Below are 13,434 nucleotides of genomic sequence, written 5' to 3' on the forward strand. Positions count from 1 at the left end.
ATGTGCTCTGACCGGGATGGAAGGGTACGCTGGCAACAGTTTCGGGGGTGACTTGGAGGATGCTGTGGCCCCTGTCAAAGCGGCTGTTGTCGATCAGGTGCTAGATCCCGAGCTCATTGCGGAGTTGACCGCTTCGCTGCAGACCTCTTCTCGGCGAACCATTGATGTGATCACGCCGGTGAATGGTCAACTCCTGGCATCGGTGCCGGAGTCAACCCGGGAAGATGTCGTGGACGCGTTCGCGGCGGCCCGATTGGCGCAGCGGTCCTGGGCTGGCACCTCAATCGGTGAGCGCAAGGCGGTCATGCTGCGGTTGCATGATCTGCTCTTGGCGCATCGCGATGAGATCTTGGATCTGGCTCAGTGGGAAACGGGCAAGGCCCGTCGAGATGCTCTCGAAGAGGTCCTGGACGTCTGCATTAATGCCCGACACTACGCACGGGACGCCCAGCGATTGCTCAAGCCCAGGCGACACCGAGGAGCCTTCCCGCTCATTGTCGGGGTGGAGGAACGCCGACTTCCCAAAGGTGTTGTCGGGATCATCGCCCCATGGAACTACCCGATCACGCTGGCGGCCTCGGACGCGATTCCAGCACTTATGGCAGGTAATACGGTTGTGCTGAAACCTGACAGCCAAACGTTACTCACCGCGCTGTGGTTGACGGGATTGATGCATCGGGCCGGTATTCCAGAGGATGCCCTACAAGTGGTTGCGGGCTCGGGCTCAACGCTCGGCAAGACCATCGTGGGTGAGAGTGACTATCTGATGTTCACTGGCTCGACTCGAGTCGGCAGCATTTTGGCTGCCCAATGTGGTGAGCGACTCATCGGCTGCTCCATGGAACTCGGCGGCAAGAACGCCATGATCGTGACTGAGGACATCGATATCGAAAAAGCGGTCGATATCGTCGTTCGGGGCTGCTTCGCGAACGCGGGCCAGCTTTGTGTATCGATGGAACGGCTTTACGTGCAACGTGACGTCTGGGATCGATTTGTGCCAGCACTTACAGCGCGAGTTGAGCAACTGCACCTTGCGGTTGGAGTTGGTTGGGGGGCCGAAGTTGGCTCGCTAATCTCCGCGGAACATCTGGCCAACGTGGAGAACTATCTGGCTGATGCAGTTTCGCAAGGAGCGACCGTCTTGGCCGGAGGAAAGCCTCGTCCTGATCTGGGGCCCTTTGTCTACGAACCCACCGTGCTCACTGATGTGACCGAGGACATGGCACTGTGTCGAGAGGAAACCTTTGGCCCGGTAGTTTCGCTGTATCCCTATGACGAGGATGAAGCGGCGATTGATGCCGCGAACGATACGGTCTACGGTCTCAACGCGGCTGTGCTGTGCCGGAATAAGTCTCGGGCCAAGCAGATTGCCGTACAGTTGCGGGCCGGAACGGTGAACATCAACGAAGGCTACGCAGCAAGCTGGGGAGCGACGCGCGCCCCGATGGGCGGTATGGGCGACTCCGGGTTGGGTCGACGCCACGGTGATGAGGGTTTGCTCAAGTACACCGAAGTGCAGACGGTGGCGGTACAGCGCGCTCTTGGCTACGGGCCACAGTTCGGTCTCAGCGATCAACGCTGGGGAGAAGTCTTGTCATCTGTAGTGGGACTCTTCAAGCGGGTGGGAATGAAATGAGCAGCGGAATGTCTTCGTATGACTACGACGTCGTCGTGATCGGATCGGGTTTTGGCGGTTCCGTCGCAGCGTTGCGGCTCACCGAAAAGGGCTACCGAGTGGCGGTGTTAGAAGCGGGGCGGCGTTTCGACGAACAGAGCTATCCGAAGACGTCATGGCGAATGAACAAGTTCTTCTGGGCGCCGCGGCTGGGATTGCGTGGCCTGCAGCGCATCCACGTCCTCAAGGATGTGGTTGTGCTGGCAGGGGCCGGTGTGGGCGGCGGTTCTTTGGTATACGCCAACACCCTTTACGTGCCGCCGAAGAAGTTCTTTACCGACCGAGCCTGGCAGCACATCACTGATTGGGCACAGGAACTCGCTCCCTACTACGACCAAGCATCACGGATGCTGGGCGTGGTGAAGAACCCCACCATGACGCCAGCCGACGAGATCATGAAAGCGGTGGCCGATGACATGGGAGTTGGGCACACGTTCAAGATGACGCCGGTAGGAGTCTTTTTCGGCGACGGTCCGGGAGTGGAGTCGCCGGACCCGTACTTCGGCGGAGTCGGGCCCTCGCGGACCGGCTGCATTGAATGTGGTGAGTGCATGACCGGGTGCCGGCACAATGCCAAGAACACCCTGCCCAAGAACTACCTGGGGCTAGCAGAACTGCATGGCGCTATGGTCTACCCGCTTACGACCGTGCGCGGACTGCGGCCGATGTCTGGCGGCGGCTACGCCATTGACACCGAGCGCACTGGGATTCTGCCGGGGAGGGGGCGGCGCACCTTCAGCGCCGAACAGGTGATCGTGGCAGCGGGCACGTATAACACCCAGAAGCTGCTGCACCGGATGAAAGCGTCCGGTCATCTGCACCGGATTAGTTCTGCTTTGGGCCGGTTGTCTCGCAGCAACTCAGAAAGCATCCTCGGCGCGATGGCGCCAGTGGGAGATACCACCGACTTCACGCGTGGCGTAGCCATCACTTCCTCGTGGTTCCCCAACGAGGACACCCACATTGAGCCCTGCCGCTACGGCAAGGGATCCAACTCCATGGGTCTGCTCGCTACGGTGCTCACCGATGAAGAGCCGGGAACCCCCCGCTGGCGTACCTGGGTGAAGCACGTGACTCGCAAGCCGGCCGAGGCAGTGCAAGTTGCCCGCTCTGTTCGCCGCTGGTCGGAACGGGGCGTAATCGCACTGGTTATGCAATCGCTGGACAACTCGCTAACCGTCAAAGCTCGTCGCAGCAAACGTGGTCGGGTCCGGTTGACCACGGAACAAGGTGAGGGTAAGCCGAATCCCACCTGGATTCCTGCCGGTAACGAGGCAGTGCGCCGAATGGCTCGCCGGCTCAAGGGGATGCCGATGGGCAGCATTTTCGATGTCTTCTCGGCTACCACGACTGCCCACTTCGTCGGTGGTGCGGTGATCTCGGATCGTCCGGAAGATGGTGTGGTGGACCCGTACCACCGGGTCTGGGGCTATCAAGGGCTGCACATTACTGACGGATCCACCGTCACTGCCAACCTGGGTGTGAATCCATCGCTGACGATCACTGCTCAGGCGGAACGGGCGATGGCCATGTGGCCCAACAAAGGCGAGATGGATCCACGACCGGTGCAAGGCGAGCAGTATCGACAAGTGGAGCCGGTAGCACCCAAGAGCCCGGTTGTCCCCGATGATGCCCCCGGAGCGCTGCAACTACCGATCGTGACGATCACGCAAGGTGGCGGCGAGACCACCTAGCCAGCTAGAAAAGATAGCCGTACCTGCCGGTCCGGATTGTCACTGTTGGGGTCAATCAACACCACACTCTGCCACGTACCCAATGCGAGTCGGCCGGTCAGTACCGGCACACTCACCGATGGGGAGACAAAGGCCGGCAGCACGTGGTCACGGCCATGCCCAAAACTGCCGTGCCGATGTCGGTAGATGTCCTCGACGGGCAGCAATCGCTGGAGTGCATCCGCTAAGTCGGGTTCAGTGCCGGAGCCGGTTTCGATGAGCGCCACCCCGGCAGTGGCGTGCGGCACAAACACATGTGCGAGGCCATCTCCTTGGCCCGCGACGAAATTGGCCAGGGAGGCAGTGAGATCAGTGACGAGGGTCTTGCCAGTGTGCAGTTGCAGCACGGTGGTGTCCATAACTCGCCATCCTAATCGGCTACCGTTGGGGGTCCGGAAAAAAGGAACTATCAAGCCATGGATAAACGACCGGTACTAGTGCTCGACTTCGGTGCGCAGTACGCCCAACTGATTGCTCGGCGAGTCCGAGAAGCGGGACGCTACTCCGAAATCGTTCCTGGGACGAGTTCTCGTGAGGAGATCGCTGCGAAGAATCCCGCTGCGCTGGTGTTGTCCGGTGGTCCGGCGAGCGTGTACGAGGATGGCGCCCCACGACTCGATCCGGGAGTATTCGAGTTGCGAGTACCAGTATTCGGCATCTGTTACGGCTTTCAAGCGATGGCGCAGGCCCTCGGCGGGACGGTCGCACGCACCGGTGATCGCGAGTACGGCGCTACCGAATTGCAGTGTGAGTCCGGATCGGTGCTGTTGCGGAATCTGCCGACGGCGCAGCAGGTCTGGATGTCACATGGCGATGCGGTGTCGCATGCTCCGGCCGGTTTTCGGGTCAGTGGCAGTACTCCTGGCGCCCCAGTCGCAGCTTTTGAAGACCCGCAGCGGGGGCTTGCCGGAGTGCAGTTCCACCCAGAAGTGGTCCACACACCCGATGGTCAGCCGATGCTAGAAGCCTTTCTCCGCGATATCGCTGGCCTAGAACCGAACTGGACGACCGGCGGAATCATCGACGCTCAGATCAAGGCCATCTCCGAGCAGGTCGGCGACGGACAAGCGATCTGTGGGTTGTCCGGTGGGGTGGACTCTGCTGTTGCCGCGGCCATGGTGCAGCGCGCGATCGGCGAGCGGTTGACCTGTGTGTTTGTCGACCACGGTCTGCTGCGCGCAGGGGAACGGGATCAGGTTGAGCGAGATTTCGTGGCGGCAACTGGAGTACGGCTGGTCACGGTGGATGCGGCTGACCGCTTCCTCACCGCACTAGCTGGGGTTTCCGATCCGGAAGAGAAGCGCAAGATCATTGGTCGCGAGTTCATCCGGGTCTTTGAGGCAGCTGAGGCGGAACTCGTCGCCGAGAGTGGCCAGCAGGGCCGCAGCATTGGATTCTTGGTACAGGGAACGCTATATCCCGATGTGGTGGAGTCTGGTGGCGGCAGCGGAACCGCAAACATCAAGAGCCATCACAACGTTGGCGGGCTGCCGGACGACTTGGAGTTTCAACTCGTGGAGCCACTGCGGACCCTATTCAAGGATGAGGTCCGCGAGGTGGGGGAGCAGTTGGGGCTGCCCAGCGAGATGGTGTGGCGGCACCCATTCCCCGGTCCTGGCCTTGCCATCCGCATTATTGGTGCGGTGGATGCAGACCGGCTGCAGATTCTGCGGGCCGCGGATGCCATCGTTCGAGAAGAAATCACGGCGGCCGGTTTGGATCGCAGCGTCTGGCAACTGCCGGTGGTGCTGCTGGCGGATGTCAGGTCGGTCGGTGTGCAAGGCGATGGTCGCAGTTACGGCCACCCGATCGTGCTGAGGCCAGTCACTAGCGAAGACGCGATGACAGCCGATTGGGCGCGACTGCCCAACGACGTGTTGGCGCGAGTCTCCAACCGCATCACCAATGAGGTGTCAGAGGTCAATCGGGTGGTCCTCGACATCACCAGCAAGCCGCCCGGCACGATCGAGTGGGAGTAGTGCCGAGCAGTCGGCTAGTACTGATCCGATCGGGCGACGTTGGCTTTGAACTTGAATGAGACACACATTCGCGCAAACCACTACATTTAGTGCAAATAGGACTGATTTCATCAATATATTCGATTACCTACGTACGGCTAACTAATGCTCACTCGAGAAGGGTCAATGTGGCTGCGTGATCAAGGCCTTTTCGCCGAGATTCTGAAGTTAGCGGAGGTTGCAATGAGACCGCAAAATACAACCACAAAATATAGTGGTCATATTTTTCTGGATATCTATATCTAGTGCCCTATTGTCAGTTGGCCGCGGTTAGCTGAGTCTGTGGGAATAGCGACTGGGCGTATTGGGTAAGCGTCTGCGGTGGTGAGCGGACACGCTGCCGGGTTGCGGGCGCCAGTTTGCCGACCCAAAGCATGTCGCCAGTTATCGGGTATTAACTGGCTCCCGGAAATACAGGGCATTTTTTGCCGTATTTCTGTCGCGTTTTCGATTTATGGCGTGTCGCCACTAGTCGGATAACTTTATTGTCCGGTATACGAGAACTTCGCGGAAATGCGGCGTGGCGATATTGCCATTTTCCTTTTCGACTGAAAACTTGGCGCCCGTGGTTAAGGTTTTTCCACAAAGTGCCGAATCTTCTCCCGTGGCAATATTTCGGCGCAGGTGGATAAGGCGAGCGGGAGCGGTACTGGGAGCGGTGGCTGTGACCGCCGGCTCTCTGGCGGTAGCGGCAAATGCTGCCAAGGCGCCAGTCCCGACGGCAAACATCACGTTGCCGCCTACCCTGGATTGGCAAGCCGAGTACCAGGGGCAAAAGTTATGCAGCGATTGGGCGAAGCCCGGCGCGGTCAAGTTGTCTAAGTTGTTGGCTGACACCTACGGCGAATACACCACCTACATCATCCGCTCCTGCTCGACGCCAGGGATCAGCGAGCACGAAGAAGGTCGAGCGCTTGACTGGATGGTCAACGTCGAGAAACCCGAGGAGAAAGCTAAGGCCGAATCCTTCCTGAACTGGCTCACCGCGCCCGGCCCGCAGGGAGAACTGGGCGCGATGGCACGCCGATTGGGAATCATGTACCTGATCTGGGACGACAAAATGTGGCGGGTTTACCGCCCCGAAGACGGCTGGCAGGAATACTCCGGTTGTTCCAACAAGCAATCTGACGCTTACGACACTTCGTGTCACCGCGACCACATCCATATTTCCCTTACCTGGGACGGCGCGTATGCGAAGACGTCCTTCTGGACTGGCAAAGCAGAGACGCGTGGACCGTGTGATTCCTCTTCGGTGGAGCGAAACTCAGGAAGTGCCAACTCGCCATCGGTGCTGCTGAACACGGATTCCGGTGCTGGGCTACTGAGTGGTGGCTGCCGATTGGGCGCCAGCGACTCCTATCGAGATCGTGCGTATCAAGTCACGGTGCCGGTGCCTGCGGTCCCGAATCCAGTTCAGCGGATTCAATTGACAAGTTTTGATCTCAATGCGCCCGAGGCTCTAACCATCCGTAGCGCCGAGACTGTGACGGTCCCACAAGGTTCTGAGAACTGCTCGGTAGTAGACGTACCGCTGGACTCAGATGGTCAGATTACTTTCCGGGTAGGCGCCGGCTACGGTCAGGTCATCGCACTGGGACTGGGTAATGCGTCGCAGGCGGCACCTGCGGCCACAGACTGCGCAGCGCCTGCGAAGCCGAGCAAGCCAGTGGTCAGCAAGCCAGTGGTCAGCAAACTCAAAGGGTTGAGTGCGGCGTCCGTCCGAGTCAACACTCCCGTCACTGTCACCGGCAAGGTCCGTCGTGCCCCGGAAGGTTCGACGGTGAAAGTGCAGAGTCGCAAGGTGGATGGCAAGCGGTTCCGCACTAAAGCCAGCGCTGAGGTCACCGGTAAGAAGGTGGCACTGGAGTTCCCTGGTAGCCGGAAGATCGGTAATCGCGAGATCCGGCTGCGAGTGACCAACGGCGAGGATGCGCTTGCCACCAGTAAGAAGGTGCTGCCGCTACAGGTGCTACCGGCGGTGGTACGGCTCAATAAGCCAGAAGTCTTCCGCAACGGGAAGAAGTTCTTGCTCACCGGCACGGTGGAAGGAACACCGGCTAACGGCGAACTTCGACTGCGACATCGGGCTCCTAAATCGCAATGGGATGAGGAGCGTCGGATCAAACCAGCTGCCAATGGCGAGTATCGCATCCGGTTGAAGCTCAAGAAGCCCGGCAAACATCGGCTACAGGTTCGCCTGATGTCCGGTAAGCGGCTGTGGGATTCCTCCCCTCGCCGCAATGTGACCGTATTGTCGCGGTAAGACCGGCAAGCAGAGTCGGCGGTCGCACCGTCGTAGACTCGCTGCGTGGGCTCCATCTTCGACGACGCTGCTGCCGATCTGCTGGGGGCAGCCAAGCCGCGGGCCGATCGAGACTCAGCAGACAAGGCTGAGACACCGGCTACCCAAGTTGAGTTGATTCCTGCTGCCACGGCAGAGCCAGCGCCTGCTAGTGCCAGTGCGGAACCCGAGGACCGGCGGTCGCAGCCACGGCAGCGGCCGGAGGATTTGCTCACAGACCTGAACGAAGCGCAAGCGGTCGCGGTGTCTCATCGTGGAACGCCACTGCTGGTGGTGGCTGGTGCCGGATCCGGCAAGACTCGGGTATTGACGCGACGCATCGCTCATTTGCTGGCGACTGGTGACGCCCGGGTAGGGCAAATCCTGGCCATCACGTTCACCAACAAGGCAGCGGCAGAGATGCGGGAGCGCGTCATTGAGCTCGTCGGAGCATCGGCGCAGTACATGTGGGTGTCCACCTTCCACTCCGCCTGCGTGCGGATACTGCGCCGCGAATCCAAACGGTTGGGGATTGCTAGCAACTTCTCTATTTACGACTCAGCTGACAGCCAGCGGCTGATCGCGTTGTCGGTAAAGGAGTTGAATCTGGACATCAAGCGGTTCACCCCGAGAGGTGTAGCGGCTCGTATCAGCGCTGCCAAGAACGAGTTGGTGGATCACGAAGAATTTGCAGCACAGGTCTCCCGGGCAGCGGAAGAGCAGCCGGATCCCTATAGCGAAGGCGTGGCTGCCATCTACAGCGAGTACCAGCGACGGTTGACCGTGGCCAGCGCGATGGATTTCGATGACCTAATCGGAAACACCGTCGCCTTGCTGCAACTCTTTCCCGAAGTGGCCGACTACTACCGCGACCGATTCCGGCACGTACTCGTTGACGAGTACCAAGACACTAACCATGCGCAATACGTGCTGATTCGGGAGTTGGTGGGGGCGCACAGCAAATCGGAGGCGGCCGCATCGCCAGCGGGGTTATGTGTCGTCGGTGACGCCGACCAGTCCATCTATGCGTTCCGGGGTGCGACCATCCGCAATATCGAGGAATTTGCGGAAGACTACCCCGAGGCTCGCACGATCAAGTTGGAGCAGAACTACCGGTCGACGCAGACGATCTTGGACGCCGCGAATGCGGTCATTCGCAATAACCCGGGTCGGATAGATAAGCAGTTGTGGTCTGCCCGATCTGGCGGTGCGCAGATCATCGGCTACGCGGCGGACAATGAGCACGAGGAAGCCCGCTATATCGCTGAGCAAATAGACAAGCTCACCGACGAAGGAGTGGCGCGGGCGCAGGACGTCGCCATCTTCTACCGCACTAACGCGCAATCCCGCAGTCTGGAAGAAATCATGATCCGGGTGGGGCTGCCCTACAAGGTTGTGGGAGCAGTGCGGTTCTACGAACGGCGCGAAATCAGGGACGCATTGGCCTATCTACGTGCCATCGCCAACCCGGACGACGACGTCAGCGTTCGCCGGATTCTCAACGTGCCTCGACGGGGTATCGGCGACAAGGCGGAAACCGAGTTGGCAGCCTTCGCAAGTCGATACGGAGTGTCCTTCGACCAAGCATGCCGACGGGTCGACGAGATCCCCACCTTGGCGTCGCGCTCGGTCACAGCGGTGACGGCCTTTCACCGGGTTATGACCGAACTCCGTGAGTTGGCCGAAGGCGGGGCGGGCCCAGCGGCGCTGCTGGCGGAGGCGATGGAACGCTCCGGTTACTTGACGGTGCTGCAGGATTCCGACGATCCGCAAGATGAAAGTCGAGTTGAAAACCTCGGCGAACTGGAATCGGTCGCTCAGGATTACGAGTCAAGTGCGACTGAACCCGATCTCGATGGTTTCTTGGAACGGGTTTCATTAGTTGCCGATACTGATCAGATCCCCGACGACGAAGATGGACAGGTCACGTTGATGACCCTGCACACTGCGAAGGGCTTGGAGTTCCCGGTGGTGTTCCTGACCGGGATGGAAGAAGGCATTTTCCCGCATGCCCGCACCTTCGACACCGATGAGATGCCCGAGGAACGCCGACTGGCCTACGTCGGCATCACCCGCGCACAAGATCGGCTCTATCTGACGCGAGCGCTGAGCCGATCCGCCTGGGGTGCTCCCGAGTCCCATCCACCGTCGCGATTCCTGGCTGAAGTGCCCGAGAACCTGATCCGTTGGGAGCGCACCGGTGATGAGGCTCGTACTTCCACCACCAGTTGGCGGACAACGGAACGTGGCTCGGCGATGCGCAGCGGTGGAAGCGGCAAGAAGGTGGTGGTGCTCGATCCGGGCGATCGAGTCCTGCATGACAAGTTCGGCATGGGCACCGTGGTGGCTACCGCTGGATCCGGGGATCGCGCTGAAGCCTCGGTGGACTTCGGCTCCTCCGGAACGAAACGGCTGCTGCTGCGCTACGCGCCGGTCGAAAAGATCTAACAGTCGCTAGCCAGTGCTGCGCTGCCGGAGCAGCCGAAGTTTGGTCCGCTGTCGCTGTTCGCGACGAGCGCTGCGGGAGCTTGTGATCGACGTAGCGCCCTCGGTGAGGATGCTGCCGTCATGACCCAAGTGGGCCAACGTCGTGCAAATCTCGTGAACGACCCGGCCATCTACCGGGAGCGACATGTGCCCAACCCCCCGGAAAAACACATTCCGAGCTTTCAGGTCGGGGTGGGTGATGCGCGCATTGCGCTTGGGAATGATGACTTGATCTAGATCCGACCACACTGCTAAGAAACGCGTGCGGCAGTCGGGAGCCGGTTCGGCCATCTCTTGTAGGACGTCAGAACCGGGTCGCAGCTGTCGAAAAACGCCGACCGGAACCATGCGCGCGGGAGTGCTGCCTTCGTGGGGGCTGCCGAGGGTGACCAGGGTGTGTACCCGGCGATCCCCACCCATCCGCTGAACGTAGTACCGGCCAATCAGGCCACCCATCGAGTGACCAATGACGTGCACCCGCTCGTAGCCAGTTTCCCGGGCTACCGCGTCAATGGTCTCCGCGAGTTGAGCAGCGACCTCACGGACGTCGGTGCTGAGCCGGGAGTAGTTCAACGTCACTACCCGACCGAAGCCGCGCTTGCGCAATCCTCGTCTTAACAGTGCAAAGACGCTGCGATTGTCCACCACGCCATGCACCAGGATGATCGGAGTGCCGGCGGCCTCGACGTCGCCGATGAACAGGCCACGCTGAACTGGTGGCAGTCCTTCCAGATTGTGCCGCTCCACCTCTTCGCGGACCTTCTCCTCCGCCAGGCCGAGCGGATACATGGCCACGTGGGTGGAGAGCCACGCGAATTCAACGGCAGTGCCGCGTAGACCCCGCGCGCTAAAGACTGCAGCGGCGCTGCGTTTGGTGGTCTGCCGGGCTCGAATTGCTCGACGGCGTGCAGCCTGTCGGATCAGCGAGCCAACGCTCCCCGACGGCAGTGTTGTGATCTCTTCCTCACTCACGCCGCCAAAAGTACTGAGAAGGCGCATCTGGTGCTGGTACTGCGGCCAGAGTCTGACCAGCTGTAGCCATACAGTTATCGAGTTGGGCGTGACTGTGTCGGACTGCACGTCACCGACTGCTGGCTGAGGTGAGCGCAGCGATGGTGTTGCGTACGGTCACATCTCTCACCGAGTGTGCTGTTTCTGCAGCCAACTGGCCCGTGGCAGGCAGCGGCTGCGGGCATTATGTCGCTCGCGTAGTCCACCCCGGGCACCACGCGTGATCCTGCACGCAGGTAGTCTGCAGAGGTTCCAGACTGGAGGCAGCCGCGGATGGATCTGTTCGAGTATCAGGCAAAGCATTTGTTCGGGGAGCACGGTGTCGCCGTGGTGCCCGGTGAGGTCGTAACGACACCAGAGCAGGCGGCCGAGGCCGCTCGCAAGATCGGGACCACTGTGGTGGTCAAGGCCCAGGTGAAGACCGGTGGTCGTGGCAAAGCTGGCGGGGTGAAGCTGGCCGACGACGTGGAAGATGTCCGCGCCAAGGCTGACGATATTCTCGGCATGGACATCAAAGGTCATACGGTTCACAAGGTGCTCATCACCGAAGCGGCTGAGATCGCTGACGAGTACTACGTCTCATTCCTCTTGGATCGTGCGCAGCGGTCCTTCCTGGCCATGGCCTCCGTCGAGGGTGGTATCGACATTGAAGAAGTTGCCGCTACCAAGCCGGAGGCACTAGCCAAGATCGGCGTTGACGCCATCGAGGGGGTGACTCCGGAGAAGGCGGCCGAGATCGTGGCGGCGGCGAATTTCCCGGAAGACATCGCTGATCAGGTGACTGAGATTCTGCAGCAGTTGTGGGACGTCATGATTAAAGAGGACGCCACCCTGGTTGAGGTCAACCCTCTGGTGAAGACTTCTGACGGGCGAGTGCTTGCGCTCGACGGCAAGGTCACCTTGGACGCTAACGCTGACTACCGCCACGCCAGCCATGCCGACCTCGTGGACGTTGCTGACATCGATCCGATCGAGTTGCGCGCCAACGAGTTGGATTTGAACTACGTGAAGTTGTCGGGTGAGGTCGGCATCATCGGCAACGGTGCCGGATTGGTGATGTCGACCCTCGACGTTGTGGCCTATGCCGGTGAGGAATTTGGTGGGGTGCGCCCGGCCAACTTCCTCGACATCGGTGGTGGCGCCAGCGCGGAAGTGATGGCTAACGGTCTGGACATCGTGCTCAACGACCCCGAGGTGCGCGCGGTCTTCGTCAACGTATTCGGCGGCATCACCGCCTGCGATGCCGTAGCGAACGGGATTGTTGGCGCGCTCAGCATGCTCGCGGACAAGGGCGAAGCAGTCACTAAACCCATCGTGTGCCGGATTGACGGCAACAACGCGCTGGAAGGTCGTCGCATCCTCAACGAGGCAGAGCACGACGTCATCGAGTTGGTCGAAACCATGGACGGCGCTGCTCGGCGAGTGGCCGAGCTGGCCGCGTCCTGAACGGAGTTAAGCAATGGCAATCTTTCTTGACGCTGACAGCCGCATCCTGGTCCAGGGAATGACGGGTTCCGAAGGCACGAAGCACACCCGCCGCATGGTCGCTAGTGGTAGCCAAGTTGTTGCTGGCGTGACCCCGGGCAAGGCCGGCCAAGAGTTGGATGGCATCCCAGTGTTCAACGATGTGGAATCGGCGATGAATGAAACTGGCGCCAATGTGTCAGTGGTATTCGTGCCGCCCCGCTTCGCCAAAGCAGCGGTTGAAGAGGCAGTTGACGCACAGATTCCATTGGCGGTCGTGATCACCGAAGGCATCCCCGTCCACGACACCGCCTCGTTTTACCAGTACGCCGTGAACTCCGGGCTCACCCGACTCATTGGGCCGAACTGCCCCGGGATCATCTCGCCCGGGCAGAGCAACGCCGGCATTATCCCGGCAGACATTGCCAAGGCCGGTCGGATCGGCTTGGTCAGCAAGTCCGGGACGCTGACCTATCAGATGATGTACGAGTTGCGTGACATTGGTTTCTCGACCTGCGTGGGCATTGGGGGCGACCCCATCATCGGCACGACCCATATTGATTGTCTGGCGGCATTCCAAGACGACCCGGAAACCGATGCCATCGTGATGATCGGCGAAATCGGTGGCGACGCGGAAGAGCGCGCTGCCGCATTCATCGAGAGTTACGTCGACAAGCCGGTCGTTGGCTACGTCGCCGGTTTCACCGCGCCAGAAGGTAAGACCATGGGCCATGCTGGCGCCATCGTGTCGGGCTCGGCTGGCAC

At 60.5% G+C, this 13,434-nt stretch carries 9 protein-coding genes; 7 read left to right on the plus strand and 2 right to left on the minus strand.

The genetic code is table 11. From position 1 onward, the window contains the following. Window positions 1-64 precede the first annotated feature (64 nt). A complete protein-coding gene (locus tag K0U62_09565) occupies window positions 65-1,636 on the plus strand; it encodes a succinate-semialdehyde dehydrogenase (NADP(+)) (protein ID MCH9801761.1) in 1,572 nt (523 codons plus the stop codon). Continuing rightward, window positions 1,633-3,369, plus strand: coding sequence for a GMC family oxidoreductase (locus K0U62_09570; protein MCH9801762.1), 1,737 nt, complete (start codon window positions 1,633-1,635; stop codon window positions 3,367-3,369). The genes K0U62_09565 and K0U62_09570 overlap by 4 nt, the downstream gene beginning before the upstream one ends. Here the strand turns inward: K0U62_09570 and K0U62_09575 are convergent. Further along, entirely contained in the window at window positions 3,366-3,767 is a 402-nt protein-coding gene (locus tag K0U62_09575) for a YjbQ family protein (GenBank protein MCH9801763.1), read from the minus strand. The two genes, K0U62_09570 and K0U62_09575, sit on opposite strands and share 4 nt — an antisense overlap. A 57-nt stretch (window positions 3,768-3,824) precedes the next feature. On the opposite strand from K0U62_09575, the gene guaA reads away from it, so the two are divergent. The 3 genes from guaA to pcrA all read left to right on the plus strand — a co-directional run bounded on the left by guaA (window position 3,825) and on the right by pcrA (window position 10,155). Next, window positions 3,825-5,387 (plus strand): glutamine-hydrolyzing GMP synthase, encoded by a 1,563-nt coding sequence (gene guaA / locus K0U62_09580; GenBank protein ID MCH9801764.1) that lies wholly within the window; start codon window positions 3,825-3,827, stop codon window positions 5,385-5,387. Window positions 5,388-6,090: 703 nt separating this feature from the next. After that, entirely contained in the window at window positions 6,091-7,689 is a 1,599-nt protein-coding gene (locus tag K0U62_09585; GenBank protein ID MCH9801765.1) for a hypothetical protein, read from the plus strand. Window positions 7,690-7,734: 45 nt separating this feature from the next. Further along, window positions 7,735-10,155 (plus strand): DNA helicase PcrA, encoded by a 2,421-nt coding sequence (gene pcrA, locus K0U62_09590; GenBank protein ID MCH9801766.1) that lies wholly within the window; start codon window positions 7,735-7,737, stop codon window positions 10,153-10,155. 6 nt (window positions 10,156-10,161) lie between these two features. Here pcrA and K0U62_09595 read toward each other — a convergent pair whose 3' ends face one another. Next, complete coding sequence (locus K0U62_09595; protein MCH9801767.1) at window positions 10,162-11,193, minus strand: alpha/beta fold hydrolase; 1,032 nt, start codon at window positions 11,191-11,193, stop codon at window positions 10,162-10,164. A 285-nt stretch (window positions 11,194-11,478) separates the two neighbouring features. Here K0U62_09595 and sucC point away from each other — a divergent pair, with 285 nt between their 5' ends. Then, window positions 11,479-12,651, plus strand: a complete 1,173-nt coding sequence (gene sucC, locus K0U62_09600) for an ADP-forming succinate--CoA ligase subunit beta (GenBank protein ID MCH9801768.1) — start codon at window positions 11,479-11,481, stop codon at window positions 12,649-12,651. 13 nt (window positions 12,652-12,664) lie between these two features. Then, the coding region (sucD, locus tag K0U62_09605) for a succinate--CoA ligase subunit alpha (protein ID MCH9801769.1) at window positions 12,665-13,434 on the plus strand (770 nt) is incomplete at its 3' end.

Source organism: Actinomycetes bacterium (assembly GCA_022599915.1).
GTDB lineage: Bacteria > Actinomycetota > Actinomycetes > S36-B12.

Excerpts from the sequence above, each read along its gene's own strand:
- K0U62_09570 (MCH9801762.1), top strand. The coding sequence starts at position 1,633 with ATGAGCAGCGGAATGTCTTCGTATGACTACGACGTCGTCGTGATCGGA.
- K0U62_09575 (MCH9801763.1), bottom strand. The coding sequence starts at position 3,767 with ATGGACACCACCGTGCTGCAACTGCACACTGGCAAGACCCTCGTCACT.
- guaA (MCH9801764.1), top strand. The coding sequence starts at position 3,825 with ATGGATAAACGACCGGTACTAGTGCTCGACTTCGGTGCGCAGTACGCC.
- K0U62_09595 (MCH9801767.1), bottom strand. The coding sequence starts at position 11,193 with ATGCGCCTTCTCAGTACTTTTGGCGGCGTGAGTGAGGAAGAGATCACA.
- sucC (MCH9801768.1), top strand. The coding sequence starts at position 11,479 with ATGGATCTGTTCGAGTATCAGGCAAAGCATTTGTTCGGGGAGCACGGT.